This window comes from Streptomyces sp. NBC_00984, assembly GCF_045162475.1.
Classification (GTDB): Bacteria; Actinomycetota; Actinomycetes; order Streptomycetales; family Streptomycetaceae; genus Streptomyces.
In genome coordinates this window covers 1,173,266-1,195,967 of the sequence record NZ_CP108734.1, presented here as the reverse complement: position 1 = coordinate 1,195,967, position 22,702 = coordinate 1,173,266, and the positions used below count along the sequence as shown (strand labels likewise).

The 22,702-nt window shown below is 71.9% G+C and carries 22 protein-coding genes and 2 pseudogenes; 9 read left to right on the top strand and 15 right to left on the bottom strand.

The annotated features are described in order from the left end of the window. Positions 1-4: 4 nt before the first annotated feature. A complete protein-coding gene (locus OG520_RS05055) occupies positions 5-1,039 on the top strand; it encodes an alpha-ketoacid dehydrogenase subunit beta (RefSeq protein WP_406012332.1) in 1,035 nt (344 codons plus the stop codon). Between the two features lie 184 nt (positions 1,040-1,223). Here the strand turns inward: OG520_RS05055 and OG520_RS05050 are convergent, their stop codons facing one another. Together OG520_RS05050 and OG520_RS05045 are read right to left on the bottom strand one after the other, a co-directional pair. Then, the gene (locus OG520_RS05050) at positions 1,224-2,435 is read right to left on the bottom strand and encodes a cytochrome P450 (RefSeq protein ID WP_406012331.1); all 1,212 of its coding nucleotides are present in this window, start codon (positions 2,433-2,435) and stop codon (positions 1,224-1,226) included. 54 nt (positions 2,436-2,489) lie between these two features. Further along, a complete protein-coding gene (locus OG520_RS05045) occupies positions 2,490-2,729 on the bottom strand; it encodes a ferredoxin (protein WP_266921430.1) in 240 nt (79 codons plus the stop codon). 855 nt (positions 2,730-3,584) lie between these two features. Between OG520_RS05045 and OG520_RS05040 the strand changes: the two genes are divergently transcribed. The 3 genes from OG520_RS05040 (at position 3,585) to OG520_RS05030 (ending at position 7,149) form a co-directional block, all read left to right on the top strand. Continuing rightward, positions 3,585-4,982 carry an IS1380 family transposase gene (locus OG520_RS05040; RefSeq protein WP_406012330.1) on the top strand — a complete coding sequence of 466 codons (1,398 nt, stop codon included), beginning with the start codon at positions 3,585-3,587 and terminating at the stop codon, positions 4,980-4,982. A gap of 514 nt (positions 4,983-5,496) precedes the next feature. Continuing rightward, the gene (locus OG520_RS05035) at positions 5,497-5,799 is read left to right on the top strand and encodes a GNAT family N-acetyltransferase (protein WP_406012329.1); all 303 of its coding nucleotides are present in this window, start codon (positions 5,497-5,499) and stop codon (positions 5,797-5,799) included. Positions 5,800-5,922: 123 nt separating this feature from the next. Further along, entirely contained in the window at positions 5,923-7,149 is a 1,227-nt protein-coding gene (locus OG520_RS05030; protein ID WP_406012328.1) for a cytochrome P450, read from the top strand. A gap of 26 nt (positions 7,150-7,175) precedes the next feature. Here OG520_RS05030 and OG520_RS05025 read toward each other — a convergent pair whose 3' ends face one another. The 6 genes from OG520_RS05025 to OG520_RS05000 form a co-directional block, all read right to left on the bottom strand. Continuing rightward, positions 7,176-7,670: an FBP domain-containing protein gene (locus tag OG520_RS05025; RefSeq protein WP_406012327.1), complete on the bottom strand. Its 495-nt coding sequence runs from the start codon at positions 7,668-7,670 to the stop codon at positions 7,176-7,178. Between the two features lie 55 nt (positions 7,671-7,725). Beyond that, positions 7,726-8,226: an NUDIX hydrolase gene (locus OG520_RS05020; protein ID WP_406012326.1), complete on the bottom strand. Its 501-nt coding sequence runs from the start codon at positions 8,224-8,226 to the stop codon at positions 7,726-7,728. A 132-nt stretch (positions 8,227-8,358) separates the two neighbouring features. After that, positions 8,359-9,258, bottom strand: a complete 900-nt coding sequence (locus OG520_RS05015) for a hypothetical protein (RefSeq protein ID WP_399333271.1) — start codon at positions 9,256-9,258, stop codon at positions 8,359-8,361. Beyond that, positions 9,255-10,268 carry an SPFH domain-containing protein gene (locus OG520_RS05010; RefSeq protein ID WP_406012325.1) on the bottom strand — a complete coding sequence of 338 codons (1,014 nt, stop codon included), beginning with the start codon at positions 10,266-10,268 and terminating at the stop codon, positions 9,255-9,257. The genes OG520_RS05015 and OG520_RS05010 overlap by 4 nt, the downstream gene beginning before the upstream one ends. A gap of 90 nt (positions 10,269-10,358) precedes the next feature. Next, the gene (locus OG520_RS05005; protein WP_406012324.1) at positions 10,359-11,168 is read right to left on the bottom strand and encodes an SDR family oxidoreductase; all 810 of its coding nucleotides are present in this window, start codon (positions 11,166-11,168) and stop codon (positions 10,359-10,361) included. A 425-nt stretch (positions 11,169-11,593) separates the two neighbouring features. Continuing rightward, the gene (locus OG520_RS05000) at positions 11,594-12,217 is read right to left on the bottom strand and encodes a TetR/AcrR family transcriptional regulator (protein WP_399333265.1); all 624 of its coding nucleotides are present in this window, start codon (positions 12,215-12,217) and stop codon (positions 11,594-11,596) included. Positions 12,218-12,379: 162 nt separating this feature from the next. Between OG520_RS05000 and OG520_RS04995 the strand changes: the two genes are divergently transcribed. Together OG520_RS04995 and OG520_RS04990 are read left to right on the top strand one after the other, a co-directional pair. Next, the gene (locus OG520_RS04995; protein ID WP_406012323.1) at positions 12,380-13,261 is read left to right on the top strand and encodes a phosphatase PAP2 family protein; all 882 of its coding nucleotides are present in this window, start codon (positions 12,380-12,382) and stop codon (positions 13,259-13,261) included. Next, positions 13,258-14,238 carry a hypothetical protein gene (locus tag OG520_RS04990; RefSeq protein ID WP_406012322.1) on the top strand — a complete coding sequence of 327 codons (981 nt, stop codon included), beginning with the start codon at positions 13,258-13,260 and terminating at the stop codon, positions 14,236-14,238. Before OG520_RS04995 ends, OG520_RS04990 begins: the two co-directional genes overlap by 4 nt. Before the next feature lie 87 nt (positions 14,239-14,325). On the opposite strand, the gene OG520_RS04985 is transcribed toward OG520_RS04990, so the two are convergent. Then, positions 14,326-14,865 carry a PadR family transcriptional regulator gene (locus OG520_RS04985; protein ID WP_389980525.1) on the bottom strand — a complete coding sequence of 180 codons (540 nt, stop codon included), beginning with the start codon at positions 14,863-14,865 and terminating at the stop codon, positions 14,326-14,328. Between the two features lie 77 nt (positions 14,866-14,942). Continuing rightward, positions 14,943-16,958: an FAD-dependent oxidoreductase gene (locus OG520_RS04980; protein ID WP_406012321.1), complete on the bottom strand. Its 2,016-nt coding sequence runs from the start codon at positions 16,956-16,958 to the stop codon at positions 14,943-14,945. A 239-nt stretch (positions 16,959-17,197) separates the two neighbouring features. Between OG520_RS04980 and OG520_RS04975 the strand changes: the two genes are divergently transcribed. Further along, complete coding sequence (locus OG520_RS04975; RefSeq protein ID WP_399333257.1) at positions 17,198-17,725, top strand: DoxX family protein; 528 nt, start codon at positions 17,198-17,200, stop codon at positions 17,723-17,725. 116 nt (positions 17,726-17,841) lie between these two features. Here OG520_RS04975 and OG520_RS04970 read toward each other — a convergent pair. After that, a pseudogene (locus tag OG520_RS04970) lies at positions 17,842-18,090 on the bottom strand (chitobiase/beta-hexosaminidase C-terminal domain-containing protein); the annotation flags it as partial. Between the two features lie 184 nt (positions 18,091-18,274). Continuing rightward, positions 18,275-18,904, bottom strand: a pseudogene (locus tag OG520_RS04965) (ferredoxin-NADP reductase); the annotation flags it as partial. 326 nt (positions 18,905-19,230) lie between these two features. On the opposite strand from OG520_RS04965, the gene OG520_RS04960 reads away from it, so the two are divergent. Together OG520_RS04960 and OG520_RS04955 are read left to right on the top strand one after the other, a co-directional pair. Further along, positions 19,231-19,674 (top strand): hypothetical protein, encoded by a 444-nt coding sequence (locus tag OG520_RS04960; RefSeq protein ID WP_406012320.1) that lies wholly within the window; start codon positions 19,231-19,233, stop codon positions 19,672-19,674. A 163-nt stretch (positions 19,675-19,837) separates the two neighbouring features. Next, complete coding sequence (locus tag OG520_RS04955; RefSeq protein WP_406012319.1) at positions 19,838-20,431, top strand: dienelactone hydrolase family protein; 594 nt, start codon at positions 19,838-19,840, stop codon at positions 20,429-20,431. Between the two features lie 102 nt (positions 20,432-20,533). Here OG520_RS04955 and OG520_RS04950 read toward each other — a convergent pair whose 3' ends face one another. The 3 genes from OG520_RS04950 to OG520_RS04940 all read right to left on the bottom strand — a co-directional run bounded on the left by OG520_RS04950 (position 20,534) and on the right by OG520_RS04940 (position 22,691). Next, positions 20,534-21,631, bottom strand: a complete 1,098-nt coding sequence (locus OG520_RS04950) for a hypothetical protein (RefSeq protein ID WP_406012318.1) — start codon at positions 21,629-21,631, stop codon at positions 20,534-20,536. Between the two features lie 68 nt (positions 21,632-21,699). Further along, positions 21,700-21,972, bottom strand: a complete 273-nt coding sequence (locus OG520_RS04945) for a DNA-binding protein (RefSeq protein WP_266429997.1) — start codon at positions 21,970-21,972, stop codon at positions 21,700-21,702. After that, a complete protein-coding gene (locus OG520_RS04940; RefSeq protein WP_399333247.1) occupies positions 21,969-22,691 on the bottom strand; it encodes a hypothetical protein in 723 nt (240 codons plus the stop codon). Before OG520_RS04940 ends, OG520_RS04945 begins: the two co-directional genes overlap by 4 nt. Positions 22,692-22,702 lie beyond the last annotated feature (11 nt).

Here is a 22,702-nt window from a genome sequence, read left to right as displayed (position 1 = left end):
ACCGATGCGCAAGCTGACCTACTGGCAGGCCATCAGCGAGGCCACCGTACAGTGCATGGCCGAGGACCCGGCTGTCTTCGTCGCGGGCGAGGGCGTCGACGACGACAAGGGCATCCACGGCACGACCCGCGCGGCGTTCGAACGGTTCGGCCCCACCCGGGTCATCGACGTGCCCAACTCCGAGAACGCCACCGCCGGCATCGCTGTCGGGGCCGCCGCCATGGGCCGCCGCCCGCTGATGGTGCACTCCCGCGCGGACTTCCTGTTCCTCGCGATGGACGCGCTGGTGAACCTCGCCGCCAAGTGGCGCTACATGTACGGCGACCAGGGCGGCGTCCCCGTGGTCACCCGCGCCGTCGTCGGCCGCGGCTGGGGCCAGGGCGCCACCCACTCCCAGAGCCTGCAGTCCGTCTTCGGGCACTTCCCCGGACTGCACGTCGCGATGCCTGCCTCCCCCGCCGACGCCAAGGGCCTGCTCGTCCAGGCCCTGCGTGCACAGACACCGACCCTGCTGCTGGAGAACCGCGGCCTGTACCGCATGGCGGGCGAGGTGCCCGAGGAAGCGGTGGCCGTCCCCTTCGGACGCGGCCGCATCGCCCGGAGCGGCACGGACGTGACCGTGGTCGCCGCCTCGCTGATGGTGCACGAGACAGAGCGCGCCGCCGACCTGCTGGCCGAACAGGGCATCAGCGTGGAGGTCGTCGACGTACGCAGCATCCGCCCGCTGGACGAGGAGCTGATCTGCGCCTCGGTCGCGCGCACGGGCCGACTGGTGGTCGCGGATACCAGCTGGGCCCGGTACGGCCTGGCCGCCGAGGTCGCGGCCGTCGTCGCCGAGAACGCGTTCGACGCGCTGCGTCGGCCGGTGCGCCGGGTCACCCCGCCGGACTGCCCGGCACCGGTGTCGCACCCGCTGGAGGACGCGTTCCACCCCACCGCGGACCGGATCGCGGCGGCCTGCCTGGAGTTGGTCGACGGCGGCCCGTCCCAGGTGCGCAAATTGGCGGACGTCACAGCGGGCTTCATCGGCCCCTACTGAGCCGCGCCACCCGTACGCCCCTCGAGCCCAGCCCCCTCCCGGAAGCTGGGCCCGAGGGGCGTACTCCGTCCGCGCGGCATCGTCCGACCGGGGCGCGCCCGACGGGAAAGCGGTGGTACGGCGTGGGGCCGGCGGAGTGTCTCCGCCGGCCCCACGCCGTACCACCCGGTGCCGCCGCCGAGACTCACCAGGTCACGGGCAGCGAGCGCACACCGTAGACCGCCTTGTCCGTGCGGTACTCCAGCTCCTCGTACGGCACCGCCAGGCGCAGGTCCGGCAGCCGGCGCAGCAGCGTGCCCAGCGCGATCTGCAGCTCGGCGCGGGCCAGCGGCTGACCGACGCACTGGTGCACACCAAAACCGAAGGCGAGGTGACGGCGGGCGTCACGGGTGATGTCGAGGTCGTCGCTGCCGGAGAACACCAGCTCGTCCCGATTGGCCGCGGACGGCATGCACAGCACGCCCTCGCCCGCCCGGATCTGCGTGCCGTCGATCTCGACATCCTCCAGTGCCGCGCGCGGCAGCCCGAAGTGCACGACGGACAGATAGCGCAGCAGCTCCTCGACTGCTTCCTTGATCAGCTCCGGCTCGGCCCGCAGCCTCGCGAGCTGGGCCGGGTTGCGCAGCAGCGCCAGCGTGCCGAAAGAGATCATGTTGGCGGTGGTCTCGTGGCCCGCCACCAGCAGCACCAGGCCCATGGCCGCGCACTCGGCCTCGTTCAGCTCACCGCGCGCGACCAGCCGGCTCAGCAGGCTGTCGTCCGGCTCGCGCCGCTTGCGCTCGGCCAGTTCGGTCAGATACCCGTTCAGCGTGCCCATGGCCGCCTTGATCTGCTCCGGCGGGGTGCTCAGGTCCACCAGCATGCTGGTCTGGCCCTCGAAGAACTCGTGGTCGGCGTACGGGACGCCGAGCAGCAGGCAGATCACGCGGGAGGGCACCGGCAGCGCGAAGTCCCGGACCAGGTCCGCGGGCGAACCCTTGGCGATCAGGCGGTCCAGGGCCTCGTCGACGATCTTCTGCAGTTGCGGGCGCTGGGCCTCGGCACGCTTGACGATGAAGTCGCTGGTGAGCATCCGGCGCAGCCGTGCGTGCTCGGGGTCGTCCAGCCGCAGGAAGCTGGGCTGGGCCTTGGTGAGCAGCTGGCGGCGGCCGGGGGAGAGGAAGGGGAAACCCGGGACCCGCGCGTCGGCGCTGAACCGCTTGTCCTGCAGGATCGTACGCATCTGCTGATGGCCTGTCACCAACCAGCAGGGCTCGCCGTCCCACAGACTCACCTTGGTGAGCGGGGCGGCACGATGGGCCTCGGGATAGGCGGGCGGCGGGGCGAAGGGACAGGCGCCCCGAGGGACGGGCAGAGTCAGTTCCTGGTCGGCGACGGCACTGGGGGCGGGAGTCATACGACGGGCTCCTTGCACGGACGAAGGTGAGACGAACGGGGCTGGGCGAGGCGGTCAGGCACCGACGGAGCCGTCGGTGTCCCCGGACCCGGTGCGCGGGTCCTCGTGCACGGTGATGGCGCCGGCCGGGCACAGGCCGGCGGCCAGCTCAAGGTCGGCGCGGGAGGCCTGTCCGGCGGCGCCCGGCCGCAGCAGGACCAGGCCGTCGTCCTCGCTCTGGTCGAAGACGTCGGGAGCTGCCATGACGCACTGGCCGGCGCCGCAGCACCGGTCCTTGTCGACGCTCACCTGCATATCGGGCACCTCCGGAGGAGTGGGGGTTCGGTCGCGCCATACGGCAGTCGCATCGAACCGGAAGCCACTCGCGCACCGATCGAGCGGCGCCTGCCCGTGCGCACGAAAACCGACGTGAGGAAGCGCGGCATCCTGATCGGCGGAGCATCTCCGCGCAAGCGGAGCGGACCCAGGATCTGTGTGCTGAACTTTTGTCCGGTACGGAACATCTCCACATACGCGGAGCGGGCACAACCAGGTTGGTCGAGTCCACGATCCCGGTCGGAGCATCTCCGCGTACGCGGAGCGGACATAGCAGACACCGAGGGGAAGCGGCCCCACCTTCGGAACACCTCCGCGTACGCGGAGCGGACCCCCCGTTCACGGCGAGCTGGGCCGTCGGTGTCGGAGCATCTCCACGTACGCGGAGCGAACACGGAGGTGATGGTCTTCGACAACCTTATGGACGGAGCACCTCCGCGTACGCGGAGCGAACACGGAGGTGATGGTCTTCGACAACCTTATGGACGGAGCACCTCCGCGTACGCGGAGCGAACCGGTGGCCGCGCGAGCGCGGTCGAGCTGGCCCACGGAATATCTCCGCGTACGCGGAGCGGGCGACAGGGTCCGCCCCTCGATCTGTCCCCCCGGAATCGGAGTACCTCCGCGTACACGAAGCAGGTGCAGGCCGGGCAGGGTGCGTCCGGAGCACCCCTGCGAATGCGGAGCGGACGGGTGGAACGAGGAGCCCTTAGCCTTGATCCACCGATGAACAGCCGGTCCAGGGCTTGGACATGAAGGCGCGGATGCCCTCTGAGCTGGGACGATGGGACTTCCTACGGTTCCATATCCACAGAGCAAGAGAGCACCCGCGAGATGCAATCTTCCCATGCCGCGTCGGCGGTGTCGGCCGCGTTCGACGATCAGAATCTCATCGCGGATGCCGGGCTGGTCCCGGTGATGCGGCTGGCCGAACGGTGCGGGCTTTCGCGCCTGGTGTCGGAGAAGGTGATGCTGACCGGGGCGGCAAACGGTGCGGGTGCAGCAGCCGACGCCAAGGTCACCGGCATCGTGGCAGGCATGGCCGCAGGAGCCGACAGCATCGATGACCTGGACATGCTGCGCCACGGTGCGATGCCGACCGTGTTCCGAGAGGTCCGTGCCCCGTCCACACTGGGCACGTTCCTCCGCGCGTTCACCCACGGTCAAGCCCTCCAACTGCACGCGGTGCACCGCAGGTTCCTCGGCGAACTGGCCGCGCACACCCCGCTGCTGCCCGGCTCGGGCGAGAAGGCGTTCATCGACGTCGACTCCACCCACAAACGGGTCTACGGCCGCACCAAGCAGGGCGCCGAGTACGGCCGGTTCAAGGGCATCCGCACCCTGCACCCCCTGCTCTCCACGATCTGCACCCCTACCTCGCGGCCGGTGATCGCCACCGTGCGGATGCGCCGCGGCAAGGCAGCCGACTCCCGCGGCGCCCCGAAATTCGCCGCCGAGGCCCTGGCCACCGCGGCCGAGGCCGGCTGCACCGGCCTACGCGTCCTGCGCGCGGACTCCCAGTTCTACAACGCCGGGGTCATCGCCGCCTGCCGCCGCAACGGCGCCCACTTCTCGATCACCACGGGCATGAACCCCTCCATCAAGCGGGCCATCCACAGCATCCCCGACACCACGTGGCAGCAGATCACCTACCCCACCGCAGTCCCCGACCCAGAGACCGGAGAACTCATCTCCGACGCCGAAGTCGCCGAGATCCCCGCATACACCGCGTTCACCGGGCGCAAGAAGAGCGAGCAGGTAACGGCCCGGCTGATCGTGCGCCGGGTACGCGACCTGGCCAAACCGCCCACCACCGGCGAGCAGGGCGAGCTGTTCCCCATCTGGCGCTACCACCCGTTCTTCACCGACAACCCCGCCCCAACCCTCCAGGCCGAGCGGGAACACCGCCACCACGCCGTCGTCGAGCAGGTCATCGCCGACAGCAAAGCCTCCGCCCTGGCCCACCTGCCCTCGGCACACTTCCACGCCAACGCCGCCTGGCTGACCCTGTGGGCGATGGCCTACAACCTGCTGCGCGCCGCAGGCGCTCTGCCCGGCGCCTTCCACGCCAAGGCCACCACCGCCACCCTGCGTGCTCACCTGGTCCACGTTCCCGCCCGGATCGCCCGCTCCGCCCGGCGCCTCACCCTGCACCTACCGCAGCGATGGCCCTGGCAAGACGCGTGGGCACAACTGTTTGCCACCGTCCACGCGCCGCCCGAGACACCCTGACGCCACTCCCCACCCCGCCCGCCAGGGCCCGACCCAAGCCGAATCGTGGAAAAGCTGGGCAGACCAGCGGATACACCCTGTCCGCACTCAGCTGACAGTCCGAGGCCCCGCCCCAAAAACCCTCGCAGATCATTTCGAAACCACGTCGGTGAATCGAGGCTAAGGCACCGGGCGTCAGCGCTTTCTTCGGCCCCAGCCAATTGCGTCTGCACCAGATCTTGATCAGCCACCTCCTCGGCAACGCGGGCACCGCCTCGACTACGCCCAGCACATCGACGCCAACACGCTGCCGACGGCGGAACCTACGGGTGACCGCCGCAGGCACCGATCCCTGCCGTCCCCCGTCATCGGCCCTCGTGGAGTTTGGTGCCCCTGTCTGGGGACCAGTTGGGGACCACACGGCGTGCGTCATAGCGAACGGCAGAGACTTCCTTGCATGACATGCACCTAGATGAATTCCCATATGTGCGGATAATCCAGGTGACCCTCACTCCTGGGGGTCAAGGGGTCGCAGGTGCTGCTCTTCCAGGACGAGCTGGATGAATGGGACGTCGAGCTCGCCTACGGCGTCGGGCCCCGGTACCGGCGTCGCGGACTGGCCTCCGAAGCGGTCGCGGTCACCACTGAATACGCCGTTCACCGCCTCGGCGCGAGGCGGGTGCTGCTCCGGATCGAAGCCGGCAACGCCCCGAGTGCCGCCGTGGCGCGATCGGCCGGATTCCGGCCCACCGCGGACGAGCCCGTCCAGCGGGAGGCGAAAGGACGGCGGGTACTGCTGGAGACCTGGTGCCACCGGAACGGCGAACCGGTGTCCTGACCGGCGCGGCACCGCACCCGCGGCCCGGGGCGCCTCGCGCCCACTACGCTGGGATGAAGAGCGCCCACATGGTTCAGAGCGGACAATCCGTGCGCAGAGGTGCGGTGCCCTTCGGGAGGCATGATGAGCCGGCAGCCAGTCCTTCTTCCCTACGCCGATCCGGCCTTCGTCGCCGACCCCTTCCCGGTCTACCGACAACTGCGCGAGGACGGCCCGGTACGGCGCGCCATCATCGCCGGTGGCCTGGAGGCATGGCTGGTCACACGGTACGAGGACGGCCTCGAGGCCCTGTCCGACCCGCGGCTGAGCAGCGACGTCCGCGATGCGTCGGACCCCCGGCTCATCGAGCGGCTGCCCGCCACGGACCGCGAGTCCGTACTGCGCAACATGCTCCGTACCGATCCCCCCGACCACACCCGGCTGCGCCGCCTGGTGTCCAGGGCGTTCACCGCGCACCGCGTGGCCCGGCTGCGGCCCCGCGTCCAGGAGATCGCCGACCGACTGCTCGACGAGATCGGGCCGCGCGGCCGTGCCGACCTCGTCGGGAGCTACGCGCTGCCGCTCCCGGTCACCGTGATCGGCGAACTGCTCGGCGTGCCCGTGACCGACCGGCACGATTTCCAGCGGTGGACCGACGACATGGTCCTGCAGGGGGCCGAGCCACCGGACCCGGCCAGGACCGAAGAGGCATGGCGGCACCTGCGCGGGTATCTGACCGGGCTCATCGGGGCGAAGCGGGCCCGCCCCGGAGACGACCTGCTCAGCGCGCTGGTGACCGCCCGGGACGAGAAGCGGAGCCTGGACGAGGACGAGCTGATCGCCATGGCCTTCCTGCTGTTGGCGGCGGGATACATCACCACGGTCAACCTGATAGGCAGCGGGATCGCGGCGCTGCTCGCCCACCCCGACCAGCTTCGGATGCTGCGGGACGACCCGGCGCTGCTGCCGGGCGCGATCGAGGAATTCCTGCGCTACGACGGACCGGTCAACCCCGGCATCGCCCGGTTCGCGCGCGAGGACGTCACCATCGCGGGCGTGGACATCCCGCGCGGCGCGACCGTGCTCGTCGCATCGGCCATCGCCGACCGCGACCCGGACCACTTCCCCGAACCCGACCGCCTGGACATCTCACGGCAGGACAACGCCCACCTCGCGTTCGGCCACGGCATCCACTACTGCCTCGGGGCGCCGCTGGCCCGGCTGGAGGGGCAGATCGCCATCGGCACCGTACTGCGCCGCCTGCCCCGCCTCGCCCTGGCCGTGCCGACCGAAGAACTGCGGTGGCGACCGGGAGGGCTGCGCGGCCCCGAGCGACTGCCCGTCACCTTCACCGCCGACGCCCCGGTCTGAAGGCGTGCGCCGCGCCGCCCGCCGGCTCAGCCGAAGAGCTTGCCCAGGAACGCGTCGAGGTTGGCCCTGGTCCGCTCCACCTGCTCCTCCATTGTCAGGGTCTCCTTGAAACGACTGCCGGGCGCCGGGGTCTTCCTGCCCCGGACATACAGCGAGCAGGCGAGATCGGTGCAGATGTACAGGCCGACCGAATTGCCCTCGCGCCCCGCGGCGCCGGTCTTCCGGGCGGTCATCAGCGAGACGCCGCTCCCCGGGTGTGTGGTGAGACACAGGGAGCACATGCTCCGGTGGAGGAAGCCGCGTTGCTGGGAGGGGAAGCGGAGCGTCACGCCGATGAGTTCGCCGTCGCGTTCGGTGACGATGTAGCTGCGTCCGGGGGCGGAGAGATCCCGCCACCCCAGAAAGTCCAGATCGTCCCAGGGCTGCTCGTCGAGGTCGCGGGGCAGCGGCAGACGTTTGGCCTCCCCCTTGGAGCAGTTGATGAACGATGCGCGGATGTCCTGCTCACTCACGGCCTTCATGCGAGGGACGCTAACTCTGCCTACGATCACTAGGCAAATGATTAATGAGGCAAGGTTATGCGCCGCCCACGGCGTCCGTGACGGTCAGCCGGTGCGCGGGCGGATGTTCGATCGGGAGATCGGGGCGCCAGGCCGCCAGCACTTGGGCGGAGGGACCGAACAACGGTTCCGGCAGGGCTTCGAGTGCGGTCCACTGCCAGGTGCTGATGAGATGGGGTTCGGTCACCTGCGGGCTTCCCGACCGCACGGTCACCACGGCGCCCATCGACACGCGGTTGATCCCCCCGACCACGTCGTGGAGCATGGCGAATACGCGTACGTCCTCCGCGTCGACCTCCAGACCCGTCTCCTCCCGGAGCTCACGGGCGGCCGCCTCGGCGATGGACTCGTGGGTCGGGTCGACCTTGCCGCCCGGCAGCTCCCAGGTCCCGCCGTGGTGCCTGCCGAGGAGTACCCGCCCCCGTTCGTCCTGCACGATCACCCCCACGCCGAGCGCCGCCTGCGCCTGCGGTGGACGGGTGTTGCGGGAAGAGGTGTCCGCGGGCGTGGTCTTCATGGTGCTCCCTGTGCTCCTCGCAGGTGGCGGAGTGCCATGGACGCGGGGCCCGGCACTCCGGTCGTACGGGGGCAGCCTACGGACAACCGCGGCGCCGCCTCTCGCGCGGGCCGCACCGCCCGGGGCATCGCCTCAGACGGCCAGCCGCAGCGATGTCCCCGAGATGCCGAGCCGTACCGTCTGACCCCATGTCAGCTCCAGTGCGTCCGTCTCCATCCCGTCGCCGAAGACCACCACCCGGTCCGACTCGACGGTGAGCCTCAGCCCCTGCCCGCGCCCCAGTTCGCCCGCGACCAGCGAGGTGCCGGTCGCGGGGGACGGCCAGGCCTCGCGGACGAACCAGAGGAGTCGGGGGTCGGTGGGCGCCGGGAGGTGCAGCTTGCTGCGGCGCTCCTGCCACAGTGAGCGGAGCCAGCCCGTGGCGCCGGTGCCGGTGCCGACGAGGACGCCGGAGGAGGCCTGCAACTCGGCGGCGGCGTCGGGGGCGTCCGGGCCGAGCCGGTAGCGGGCGGTCTGATGGCCGGGCGGGCCGAGGTAGATCTCGTTGAGGGCGAGGAGACGCTGGGTGTCGTCGGCCACCGCCTCGACCATGGTGAGTTCGTCCGCCGCGCCGCCGGGGGACCCGGCCGCCCGGAGCAGGGCGGCCGCGTCGCGGGGCCGGTGGCGGACGAGCACGCCCGGATTGCGTCCGGGTTCGGTGTCGATGCCCACGACGGGCTGGCCGGAGAGGTACTTGGCGGCGTTGGCGACCAGCCCGTCCTGACCGACGACGACCACCACGTCCTCCGGCCCGAACAGGAAACGGTCGAGGTCCGCACGCTCCACCCGCGACTGACGCCACTGGAGCGGCACGGCCGCCGCCACATCGGCGAGCGCCTGCTGGGTCCGCCGGTGCCGCCGCGCCACCTCGTCGATGGACCGGCCGCGGCTGGAGAGGAAGAAGGCGGCCTGCCCGTGCGTGCCGTGCCGGGCCAGCAACTCCTCGTACTCGGTGGTGCGGTGGACCAGTACCGCGCGCGGGGCGAGGCTCATGCCCGGGTCTCCGGGCCGGCGTTGCCGAGCTTGCTGAGCAGGCCGGTGAGCACGTCGGGGGAGAGGGTGAGGCTGTCGATGTGCGGCAGGTTCTCGGCGAGACTGGTCGCCGCCAGGGCGTGCAGGGTCGCGGTGTCCACCTCGCCGTGCACCCGTAGCCAGGCCGCCTGGGACTCGGCCCGCGCGGCGCCGACCTCACGGGCGGCTTCGGCCTCGGCGCGGGCCAGCCGCACCGTGCGGGCGGCCTCTGCCTCGGCGCGCACCCCGTCGGCCGCCGCGTGCTCCTCCGCCTCGCGGCGGGTGTTGGTGCCGCGCTGCTCGACCAACTGCTCTTCCCTGCGTGCCAGTTCGATCTGGCTGGCGAGCTCGTTCTCGGCGATGGCCCGTTCCCGTTCCACGGCCACGGCGCGGCGTTCGTAGGTGGCCCGGTCGGCCTCCTGCTGGATCTGCTCGCGGGCGGGGGTGCGCAGGGCGCGCTCCACCTCGGCCTCGGGGCGGATCGCCACCACCCGTACCGCGACCACGTCGATTCCGGTGGCGGGCAGCCGCGGTTCGGCGGCGAGCCCCGCGGCGACCCGGTCGCGCACCGAGGCGACACCGTCGACCAGTGCCACGGCCAGCGCCGTCCTGGCCAGTACGTCCAGGGTGTGCTGCTGGGCGGTCTCGGTGAGCAGGGTGGCGATCTGCTCCAGCGGCGCGCCGCGCCAGACCCCGGTGTCCGGGTCGACCGAGAAGTCCAGCCGGGCGGCGGCCTCGGCCGGGTCGCTGATCCGGTACGTCACGGTGGCCTGCACGGTGACGTCCTGGAAGTCGGACGTACGGGCGTGGAACGCCATCGCCAACTCCCGGTCGTTCACCGGGACTTCCGAGAGCGCGGCAGTGAGCGAGCGGTACCAGAAGCTCAGCCCCGGCCCGTCGTGGGCGAGCCGGCCGCGTTTGTGGTGGCGGATGTGCGCGGTGGGCGCGGAGCGCAGATGGCGCCAGCCGAAGCGCCTGGTGATGTCGGCCATGTCGGCCCCCCTTTGTTCTCGTCGTGGGGACGATAACGGGGATTGCTGATTATCGTCAAGAGGACGAGAAAGGTCGGCTGCCCGCTTCGGTCAGCGCGGCTCCTGCGGTCGGACCGTCTCCGGCCGGTCGCCCTTCGCCGCGAGGAATCTGGCCGGCACCTCGCCCCCGCCGTGCACCGCCAGATCGGCGCCGTTGACGTAGGAGGCCAGGCCGCCCGCCAGGTACAGGCAGGCGCGCGCCACGTCGTCCGGCGCCGCCATCCGTCGCATCGGGACGACCCCGGCCACCGCGGCGCCACCGTCCTCGCCGTAGACCGATGCCGCGCTCTGTGTGCGGACGAGTCCGGTCGTGATGTGGTTGACGCGTACCTTCGGCGCCCATTCCAGGGCCAGTGCCCGGGTCAGCGCCAGCAGTCCGGCCTTCGCCGCCGTGTACGCGGCCGTGCCCGGCTGCGGGGTGTGCGCGGAGACGCTGCCGATGTTGACGACCGAACCCCCGTCGCCCTGCCCCTGCATGACCCGGTTGGCGGCCTGTGACACATAGAACGGGGCCAGCAGGTTGAGGGCGACGATCCGCTCGACGAAACGCGGTGACACGGTGGCCGCGTCGGCGTCGGGGGAGCCTCCCGCGTTGTTGACGAGCACGTCCAGCCGTCCGAAGCGTTCCACCGCCACGTCGACCAGGGCAGCCGCCTCGGCCGGGTCGCGTACGTCGGTCCGCCGGAAGTGTGCCCGGCGGGTGCCGCTCCCGGGCAGCTCCGGCGGTTCGCCGCGACCGCAGACCAGTACCTCCGCGCCGGCGGCGAGGAACGCCTCGGCGATCACGGCGCCGATGCCCTTCGTGCCGCCGGTGACGATCACGGCCCGCCCCGTGAAGTCGATGGGATTGCCGATGTCCATGGTCCGCCCCCGCCGTTTTCCGGAACGCGCGTGCAGTCGAAGTCCGTGCCGATCGGTCAGTAAATCTACCAACTGTTTGTTTGGTGGGATAGTCGCCGCTGCTGCCGGGCGGGATGCGGCGCGAGGAGGTGCAACCGCGGGCGGCCGGTGACTCCCCGAGGGGTCACCGGCCGCCCGGATGGTGCGCCGCCCCCGTCCCCACGGTGCGGCGCCGGCGGGTCGTCGTCATCCGCTCGGACAACGGCCCACGTCTGTCGGGACTAGGGCCTGTCCGGCGGATCATGGCCGGGGTCGCGGCGGCTGACACGGCACCTCGCAGCGTTGCCGAAACGTCCGAATAGCTCCGCTATTAGGACGCTCCGGCGTCTTGCGATGCACCGCACCAGCCGCCGCGCCCTGTCCGGCCCTGATCCGCCGGACAGGCCCTAGGGCGCGGACGCGCCCAGTCCGAGTGAGGGAAGAATCGCGTTCTCCACGAAGCGGGTGAGGTACGCCTCGTCCGCGTTCTTTCCCTCCAGCAGCGGCCGGGCGCGCACCACGCCCAGGAGCTGTGCGGAGACGAACTCCGCCGCCGGGTTGTCCGCCGGGATCTCGCCGCGCTCCGCACCGCGCCGGACCATGGCGTCGATCGACGCCAGTCCGGGCAGGATCAGCGCCTCGCGCAGTGCGCACAGCAGCTCGGGGCTCTGCAGCGCGGCATGGCTGAGCGCGTGCATCAGTGGAGTGTCGCGTCCCGAGCCCTCGCCGATCGCCCGCGCCGCCTCGCGAAGGTCCCCCGCGAGCGTGCCGGTGTCGATGTGCGGAAGCAGTGCCTGCCGGGTGCCGTGCAGTGCGGCCACGACCAGTTCGGGCTTGGAGCCCCACTGCCGGTAGAGCGTGGACTTGCCGCAGCGGGTCCGCGAGGCGACCCCCTCCATGGTGAGTGCCTCGTAACCGGACTCCCTCAGCATGTCGAGCACGGCCGCGTAGAACTCCTGCGCCCGCTCCGGCGTGATCTTCGAGCGGCGCGGCGTGTGTGCCGGTTCCTGTGCGACGTCCTGCGGCGACATGTGTCTTCCCTCTCGGCGAAGCTGCGACGAGGTCCTTCGATACGCCAGTGTACCGATACGCGCGTGTACCGATACGTTCGCGTATCGGTACACTGGCGTATCGATACGGCATGGACCGGACCATGCCGCCGTAACACCGCTTCGTCAGCAAAGGGGCACCGGGTGATGTACGCCGGTAGCGAGCCAGCAGACCGGGAGCCGGACAGTTCTGCCCGACCGCCCCTCGTCCGCGAGCTGCTTCTGGTCGTGGGACTCTTCGCGATCTACAAGCTCGGCCGGCAGGCCGCGAACGGTCATGTCGACGAGGCGTATCGCAACGCCGGACACGTCTGGGACTTCGAGCGCTCCGTGCACCTGCCCGGCGAGGGCGCCGTGCAGAGCCTGCTGCTGCATGACGAGACGCTGATCCACCTCGCGAACACCTACTACGCGACCGTGCACTTCCCGGCCACGCTGCTCTTCCTCGGGTGGCTCTACTGGCGCCGCCCGCGCCACTACGTCTGGTCGCGCCGCATCCTCGCTGCGCTCACCGGCGCCGCGCTCGCCCTCCATCTGCTCTTCCCGCTCGCCCCGCCGCGGCTGCTGGCCGCCGCCGGGCTGGTCGACACCGGCCAGGTGTACGGACCGACGGTGTACGGGGCGACGCCGGCGACCGACTCGATGGCGAACCAGTTCGCCGCGATGCCCTCGCTGCACTTCGGCTGGTCGGTGATGGTCGCCGTCGGGCTGATCGTCGCGACCCGGACGCGGTGGCGCTGGCTGTGGCTGCTGCATCCGCTCGTCACCCTGCTGGTGATAGTCGGCACGGCCAACCACTACTGGCTCGACTCGATCGTGGTCTCCGCACTGCTCGCGGTGGCCTTCGCGGCACTGCGGCTGCCGCGCACGGATCCGGTGCGGGCACCTCTCCCCTGGCCGGCCACGGCGGGCGGACCCGCGCCGTCCGCCGTGCCGCACGCCGCCGAACCCACCGTTCCGGCCGCGTACGCCGGATCGCAGACGTACTCCGCGTCCCCGTACGCCTCGACCGGGGCCCGGCGTTGAACGCCACCGTGATGGCCGTCGCGCTGTCCCTGGTCTCCGCCGCCGCCTACGCCTCGGCCGCGGTGGCGCAGGCCCGGCTCGCCGGGCGGACCGAACCGGACGCCGGGGTGCTGCGGCTGCTCGGGCGAGGAGCCTGGTGGTCGGCGGTAGCGCTGAACGCCGGTGGCGCGCTGCTGCATGTCGCGGCGCTCAAGTACGGACCGCTCACCCTCGTCCAGCCGCTCGGCGCCCTCACCCTGGTCGCCGCCGTCCCGCTGGGTGCCAGGGCCGCCGGACGCCGGGTCACCAGGATCGAATGGCGCGGCACGATCCTCACCCTGCTCGGTCTCGGTGCCCTGCTGATGACCGCGGGCGGCGCCGCCCCGCACGAAACGCTCAGCCTGCCCGAGGCCCTGGCCGTCGGGGCGGGGACGATGGCCGTCGTCGCCGGACTCAGCAGGCCCGGAGCACGCCCCGGCCTGCGGCACGCCGCCGCGTCCGGCATCACGTCCGGGGTCGCGTCCGCGCTCACCCAGACCCTGACCGTCACCGTCACCGACCACACCGGTCCGCTGTTCAGCTGGCGTCTGGTCGTCGTCGCGCTGCTGGTCTCCGCGTTCGCGATGAGCGGGCTGCTGCTCTCCCAGACCGCCTACCGAGGCGGCCTGGGCGCACCGCTGGCGGTCGTCACGCTCGCCAATCCGGTGGCCGCGGCGGCCATCGGCCTGGCCCTGCTCGGCGAACGCCTCCAGGGCGGGACGACCAGTCTGTTCCTGGCGCTGCTCGGGACGGCGGCGGCGGTACGGGGCGTGATCCTGCTCAGCCGTGCCCAGGCGGAGACCCCGGCCTTCGCCGGTCCGGTCGTCGCCGGTACGGCGGGGGGCGAGCCGAAGCCCGGGGCCGGATCGCCGTCACGTGTCGTCATCGCGAGCCGGGGGCCGCAGGACCAGCCGGCGTTGCGACCGGAACTGGGCCGGGCACCGGTGGGCGGTTCGTAGCGCGCGGAAGCGATGCCTGTCGGCCGGTGGTGCGTCGCGGGGACGTGACATCTGCCCGCCCAGCTGTCACGTTCAAGAACAACCCATCTACGGACCCGGCTTCTCGTCCTGATCCAGTGCCCGTGTCAGCCAGCCGATCCAGAAGTTCTCCAGATCGATGCCGCCGCGCAGGACCAGATGACGCAGCCGGTCCTCCTCGGAGTTCCGCTCGGGCGGGAAGTCCCGCTCCTCGATCTCCAGGTACTCCGCCAGCTGCCGGCGATGCAGCCCCAGGTGGCGACGGAGTTCCGCGTCCAGACCAGGTGCCCCGACGACTGCGGCGGCCCGCATGCGCAGCAGCAGCGGATCCCGGACCTGCTTGGGGTCCTCGGAGCGGGCCACCCAGGCGGAGAGCGCCTCGCGGCCCGCCGGCAGCACCTCGTACTCCTTCTTCTGCCCACGCGCGGGCTGCTCCGAGGGCAGCGCCCGGATCTGCCCGGCCTGCTCCAGCTTGCCCAGCTCGCGGTAGATCTGCTGGTGCGTAGCGGACCAGAAGTAGCCGATCGACCGGTCGAACCTGCGGGTCAGCTCCAGTCCCGAGGACGGCTTCTCGAGCAGGGCGGTGAGAATCGCGTGCGGGAGAGACATGGGGTGCATCCTATGGACGGCCGGCCGTGGCCCGACGACGCAGCGGCCCCGCGGCCCCTGCGCCACGAGGCCGTCGGTCACAGCGAAGCCGCGAGCTCCGTGCCCTGGCGGATCGCCCGCTTGGCATCCAGCTCGGCCGCCACGTCGGCGCCGCCGATGAGGTGCGCCGTACGGCCCGAGGCGAGCAACTTCTCGTACAGGTCTCGGCGCGGCTCCTGGCCCGCGCAGAGCACGATCGTGTCGACGGGCAGGAGGTGCTGCTCGCCGTCGACCGTGAGGTGCAGGCCGTCGTCGTCGATCCGGTCGTAGGCGGCGCCCGCGATCGTCGTGACGCCGCGGTGCCGCAGCTCGGTGCGGTGGATCCAGCCGGTCGTCTTCCCCAGCCCCGCGCCGACCTTGCCGGTCCTGCGCTGGATCAGGTGGACGGTCCGGGGGGTCCTCGGACGCTCCGGGGCGCGGAGACCGCCGCGGTCGCGGTAGTCGGTGTCGACGCCCCACTGCCGGAAGAACACCTCGGGGTCGCGGCTCGCCGCGTCGCCCGAGTCGGTCAGGAACTCGGCGACGTCGAAGCCGATCCCGCCCGCCCCGATGATCGCGACCCGTTCGCCGACCTGTGCCCCGTCGCGCAGGACATCGAGGTAGCCGACCACGCTGGGGTGGTCCTGGCCCGGGATCGCGGGGGAGCGCGGGGTGACACCGGTGGCGAGGACGACCTCGTCGAAACCGTCGAGCGCGCCGGCCGTGACCCGCGTACCGAGCCGGAGCTCGACCTTCTCCTCCCGGAGCCGGGTACGGAAGTAGCGCAGCGTCTCGTCGAACTCCTCCTTGCCGGGGACCCTGCGCGCCACGTTCAGCTGGCCGCCGATCTCCTCGGCCGCGTCGAACAGCGTCACCTCGTGCCCGCGCTCGGACGCCGAGACGGCGCAGGCGAGACCGGCGGGCCCGGCGCCCACGACCGCCACCCGCTTCACGGTGCGGGTCGGCGACAGGGCGAGCTCGGTCTCGTGGCAGGCACGCGGATTGACCAGGCAGGAGGTGACCTTGCCGCTGAAGATGTGGTCCAGGCAGGCCTGGTTGCAGCCGATGCAGGTGTTGATCGCGTCGGCGCGGCCCTCGGCCGCCTTGGCGACGAAGTCGGGGTCGGCGAGGAACGGCCGGGCCATCGACACCATGTCCGCCCGGCCCGAGGCGAGGATCTCCTCGGCGACCTCGGGCGTGTTGATGCGGTTGCTCGTCACCAGCGGCACGGAGACGGCCCCGCGCACCTTCTCCGTGACCCAGGTGTAGGCGCCGCGCGGCACCGAGGTGGCGATGGTGGGGATACGGGCCTCGTGCCAACCGATCCCCGTGTTGATGATCGTCGCGCCGGCCGACTCGATCTCGCGGGCGAGCCGCACGACCTCCTCCAGCGAGGAACCGCCCGGCACCAGGTCCAGCATCGACAGCCGGTAGATCAGGATGAAGTCGCTGCCGACCCGCTCACGGACCCGGCGCACGATCTCGACGGGGAACCGGATGCGGTTCTCGTACGAGCCGCCCCAGCGGTCGGTGCGGTGATTGGTGGCGGCGGCGATGAACTCATTGATCAGATAGCCCTCGGAGCCCATGATCTCGACCCCGTCGTACCCGGCGCGGCGCGCGAGCCCGGCCGCCCTGACGAAGTCCTCGATGGTCTCCTCGACCTCGTCCTCGGTGAGGGCGTGCGGGGCGAAGGCGCTGATCGGTGCCTGGATCGCGCTCGGCGCCACCAGGTCGGGGTGGTGCGCGTACCGGCCGAAATGCAGGATCTGCATGGCGATCCGGCCGCCGGCCTCGTGTACGGCCGCGGTGACCCGCGCATGCTGCTCGGCCTCCGCCTCGGTGGTCATCTTGGCCCCGCCGGGGAAGGAGCAGCCCCGGGCGCTGGGGGCGATGCCACCGGTGACCATCAGGCCGACGCCGCCCCGGGCGCGCTCCGCGTAGAAGACGGCCATCCGCGCGAAGCCGCGCTCGACCTCTTCGAGACCGATGTGCATCGAACCCATCAGCACCCGGTTGGGGAGCGTGGTGAACCCCAGGTCCAGGGGGCTCAGCAGATTCGGGTACGGGCTCATGCGGCGGCTCCTCGCGCAGTGTCGTCTGCGCCAGTTGTAGACCACCGAAACGCCATTGTGCAACAAGTTGCATAATGGCGTGCGTCTCAGCACCACGCACGGGGCCGTCCCCCGGACGGCCTAACACCAGGACCCGTCGGCGCCCCGCGCCAAGGAAAGTGGAACTGCGGCATCCGACCGACGCGGCGCGGCTGCCCCCTCACACCCCGACCACCCCCGAACCCCTGCGGAGACACCCCATGGCCTGCCTCGATCGGCGTGACCTCGGCCTGCTCGTCCTGCGCGTCGGCACCGGCGCGGTACTGGCCGCGCACGGCACCCAGAAGCTGGCCGGCTGGTTCGGCGGCGGTGGCATCCAGGGAACCACCGCCGCGATGGAGGCGATGGGCTTCCACCCGCCGAAGCACAGCGCGGTCGCCGCCGGGCTCGGCGAGGCGGGTGGCGGAGCGCTGCTGGCCCTCGGCCTCGCCACCCCGGTGGCCGGCGCCGCCGCGGCCGGGGCGATGGCGGGCGCCGTGGCCGTCCACGCGCCCGCCGGATTCTTCGCGCAGGGCGGTGGCTACGAGTACCCGGCGTTCCTCGGCTTCACCGCCGCGGCGATCGGTCTGACCGGGCCCGGCCGCTACTCCGTCGACCATGCCACCCGGCATCTCTTCAACCAGCCGTGGATGGTCGCCCTGGCCTTCGCGGGCAGCGCGGTCGCGGCGGCGGCCGTGGTCGGCAGGCGCGCCAAGGGCCGGGTCGCGGTCGACCCCGACGCGACCTGACCGCCCGGCAGGACAGGGACCGGGCGGCACCCCAGGGAGGGAGCCGCCCGGTCCCGAACCCGGTCCCGCTCCGTTACTTGCGGAAGGTCAGCGAAGCGGCCGGGGGAGTGGACGCGACTGTCGCGGGTCGGGGTCGTACCGTCCAGCGTGTAGCGGACGGTGGTACCGCGCTCGGCCCGGAACTTCAGCTCGACCGAGTGCTCGTACCGTCCGCCCGGGACGCTGACACCGGGTGCGGCCGGGGTGCGTGTGCCGGGGGAGTCGGCCTGCGCGGCGGTCGGCGCGACGAGCGCGACGGACGTCGCGGCGATCACGAGAGGGGTGAGTCTCACGGGTGTCCCTGTTCTCCGGTCCGGGAAGTCCATGCCGGAATCCAGGCCTGGTTGCACAACGGATGGATAACCGGTCTGATCAGGGGCATTGGGTGTCGCGCGCCAGGTCGCGGTGCGGCCCGGCCGACTTCCGGGTGAAGCGATCATGAATATCTGACGGGGTCACCGGGGCCACCGGGGCCTGCGGACGGGGCCTGCCCGGCCCCGTCCGGGTGTTTCAGCTCGACAGTTTCCAGCGGCCGCCCTTCGCCGCCGCCACCAGCTCCGGCACCGTGCCGAATTTGACCCGCGGGCGTCCGCCGTCGCGGCCACGCGCCGGCTCGGCCCGGTCGATGGCGGCCAGCCCCTTGGCGTCGACGACATGGCGGCTGCGGCTCCGGGCCAGACGGCGGAACGCCTTGGGCGCGGGCGCCGGTGAGGGCAGGGCGCCTGCGACGGCATCGTTCAGGAGCGTGCCGACGGTCTCGGCGGCGCAGGCGCGGTTGGCCCCGATGCCGCCCGAGGGCCCGCGCTGGATCCAGCCGACGACGTACGTCCCCGGCATCCCCGTCACGTGGCCGCCCTCGTGCAGGACGGTGCCGGTGGCCTCGTCGAAGGGCAGCCCCGCGACGGGCACGCCGCGGTAGCCGACCGCCCGCAGGAGCGTGCCGGCCGCAAGGTCCAGCTCGCCCGGATCTCCCGTCACACGCATGGCCCGCACGCTGTCGTCGCCGAGCACCCGGACAGGTGCGGAGTGGAACCGGAAGGCGATACGCCGTCCCGGCGCCGGTGTGCGCGACCAGTCCACCGTCTCGCGGGTCACGCTCCGCAGCCGGCCGGCCGTGACCCCATCCCGTGCCTGCTCGATGGGATCCATGGCTGCCGAGCGCCTCCCTCGCTTGTTAGACGCGACGTCCAGCAAGCTGTTGGGCGGAACGTATGGCAAGAGTGCCGCGCGGGCCTATCCCTCGTGGCGAATCCGCTCGATCGATCTTCGGTGCGACGGGCCGGACCGGCCGGGACCGTCGGCCGTCCGCCCAGGTGAACACGGCTCGGACGCAGCGGTGTTGGGCCCGTCCGCGTGGGCGGACGGACCGGCGGACATCCGGGGCCGCCCGCGGTCCGGACGCCGGGGCCGTCGTGCTGTACTGGTCCCCCACCTGCCCCACCCGTCACCGTTACCGGAGGCCGCCCATGGCACGGCTCCACATCCGTCCCGGCGTCAACCCCGACGAGCCCGATGTGCCCGTCGTGACGCTCTGCGTCGACCCGGAGGGCTCACCCGGCGAGCGCGCCGTCGCCCGGCTCGGTGACCACTGCTACGAGGGCGACGGCGTCCTGTTCCTGGCGGGGACCGACGGCTGGGCCGAACACACCCTCGACGGCCGCCGCCTGACAGTCGACATCGCCGTGTACCCGTCCGCGCTCGGGCGGACGGGTACGGACCTTGCGGCGTTCCCCGGCCGCTCGGCCGCCGACCCGGAGGCGCTGCTGGTCCTCCGGGCGGAGACCGAGACGGACCCGGAACTGTACGCGCGGGCGGCGCCCGCGACCGCGGTGTTCACCGGGGCTCCGGATCGCATGCTCGACGCCGATCAGGGCTGGCCGGTGCTTCTGGGGCCGCCGCCCGAGGAGTGAGGAGGCGGTCGGCCGCGCAGCCCGGTCGTCGGGGCCGTGGCCCGGGACGCCGCCGTCGTCCAACGGAACCTTCCGTGGCCCGGGACGCCGCGGTCGGTCAACGCGCCCGGACCTTCTGGATTCATGGATCAATCCCTCTCCGAAAAGCTGTTGGAGGCTCACGGTGGCCGAAGTATTCCTGTTTCATCACGCCCAGGGCCTGACCCCCGGGGTGATCGCTTTCGCCGACGCGCTGCGCGGCGAAGGGCACACCGTGCACACCCCCGACCTGTACGAGGGCCGCACCTTCGACACCCTGGAAGCGGGGCTGGCGTACGCGGAGAAGACCGGCTTCGACGAACTGCTCGACCGCGGCGTCCGGGCGGCGGCGGACTCACCGGAGGAGCTGGTCCACATCGGGTTCTCCCTCGGCGTGCTGCCGGCCCAGAAGCTGGCTCAGACCCGGCCGGGGGCGCTCGGCGCCGTGTTCGTCCACTCCTGCGTCCCGAGCTCGGCCTTCGGAGCGTGGCCGTCGCGGCTCCCGGTCCGTATCCACGCCATGGAGGCCGACCGTCTGTTCACCGACGAGGGCGACGCGGACGCCGCCCGCGCCCTCGTCGACGAGGCCGCCGACGCCGAACTGCACCTCTACCCCGGCGATCAGCACCTGTTCGCCGACAACTCGCTGCCGTCCTACGACGCCGAGGCCGCCGCGCTGCTGCTCGACCGCACGCTGGCGTTCCTCCGTTCCCGGGACGCGGACCACCGCGAGGCCTGACGCGGCGCCCTCCGTTCCGGCGGGAGCACCAGGGCCTGTCCGGCGGATGACGGCCCGGGACCACGTCCGTGGTCCCGGGCCGTCCGCACGGCCCCGCGTCGCTCAGTTCCGCTTCAGCTCACGGGCCGTGCTCTCCCACGTCTCGAACATGGCCAGACTCGTGAACATGGCCCGTAGGGAGGCGCCGATCTTCCGGCTCGGCCTGCGCAGCTGCCGACTGGTCATGCCGAGCATCTTGATCAAGGGCTCGACCTCCTGCACGCTGTCCGCCGACTCCCGGACATCCCGGGCCGTCCCGATGACCTGGCCGAGCAGTTCGTCCACCTCGTCCGGCCACTCGTCGCGAGGGGTGTCCCGCGCCCACTGGAGGAACGCGCTCAGGGCATCGGCGGCGATGTTCATCCGCTCGACGAAGCGCCCCGAAGCCGCCTCCAAGTCATCGGCCGGGCCCTCGATGGCCTTGGCGAAGCGGTTGATGACAACCTGCCGGGCGCTCATCGGGGTTCCCGGCAGACCGGCCCGGACCATGTCCTCATTGAGCAGCTCGCCCATGGCCGCGAGGTCCACGAGCGCCGCGTCCACATCGGCCATGTCGTCCACGATCGCCTCCATGGCCGTATCGGCGGCGGCCACCCGGTCCCAGAGCCCCGGATCGTCCTCCTCCACTGCGGCCGGGGCGGGGGTCGGGCCTTCGACGGCAGCCGCGCCCGTTGCGCCGGGGAACGGGACGCGCGCGGCCGGCAGAAGGGGACTTCCCCCGGGAATCCCTTCTCCGGGGAGTCCTTCGGAGAGTGTGGTCATCAGTGCCTGTCGTGCCTCGGCCGAGCCGAGTGGAAGGGCCGGGTACTCGATGGTCGGGAGCGTACCGGCCACGAAGGGCGCCCTGCCGGCCTCACAGAGGTGCACGGTGCGCCGCCCGGTGGTGTGCCGGATTCCGAGGCCGTAGACGACCTCGGGACTGCCCCCGGTGAGGTCGGCGATGACGATGTCGTCGTCGATGAGGTGGCGGATCGACCGGTCGGACAACGGGCCTGCGCCGGCCACGTCGTCGGCCCGGACCAGGGTCATGCCGAACCGCTCGCAGACGGGCCGCACGACCTCCTCGTAGAAGACGGCGGAGCGCTGCTGGATGTCGTGGGCTGTGCCGTCGGCGGCGGCACGGGTGTTGCCGTTCGGGCCGATCACGAAGCATGTGGGCACGGTGGATGTCCTCCAGGGGTTCTGGAACTGCCGGAATGTCGAGGGCCGGCCGGCCCGGTGGAGCCGCGTCAGTCGAAGAGCGTCAGCGCCACGCCGTCCGCGAGGTCGTCGGCGTAGACGGGCCGCTCGTCGATGCCCAGGGCCCGCATGAGATCCACGGTGACGACCCGGTGGCGGTGGCCGACACGGACGGTCTCGCACGGGAAGGTGCCGAGGCCGACCAGCCGGTACGCGGTACTCATGCACATGCCGAATGCCCGTGCAGCCGTTCCGAGGTCGACGCTCACCGGAAGGTCGAAGATCTCCCGGAAGGTCAGGGGTGTCCGGTCACGCTCGTTCATCCGCGCCTCCCCGGGCCGCGCAGGGACAGGGTTCCGACCCGGCGCCCCCGCCGGAGGCGGCGGGTGTCGCCGACGGTGTCGGCCAGGCCCCATTCCTGCGCCAGGGCCCCGACCCGGACGCCCTCGGCCCGGTCGGCCGGAACGGTGATCCGCAGGGGTGCGCAGAGGCCTGCGGGCCTTTCGGCACGTTCGAACTCCACCTGCCAGTGGCCGTCCGTGCCTTGGCGCGCCCCGGCGACCGCGTCGATGTTCTCCACCGCCGTCTCGGAACGGGCCCTGCGTGCTGCGTTCCAGGCTCGCGTGCACGCGGAGCGCAGCAGCACGGACCCGGGATCGGCGGTGTCCGGTCCCATCTCCCGAAGCGCTTCGAGGCAGGCCGTGGCCAGCTCGGCCTCGACATCCTCGCGAGCGGTGCCGAAGCGGTCCGCGATCCGGAACGCCGTGCGGCGCAGTCCGGGCACGGCCAGCCACACCGCGCACAGCGGCCAGCCGGAACGGTCGGCGTCGGCCTGTGCCAGAGCAACCGCCTGCCGCCACAGCGACGTTCGTACGGCGGGGTCCGCCGAGCGGTCGTACAGGATCGGGCGCGCCTCCGCCGGGGAGAGCGGGACCGCCGCGGTGATGGAGCCGTCTTCGAGCAGCAATCCGGATGCCGGTTCCCTGCTCGTGAACTCCCTCTCGATGGAGTCGAACAGTCCGGGTCCAGAGAGTGATGCCATGGTCGTCCTCC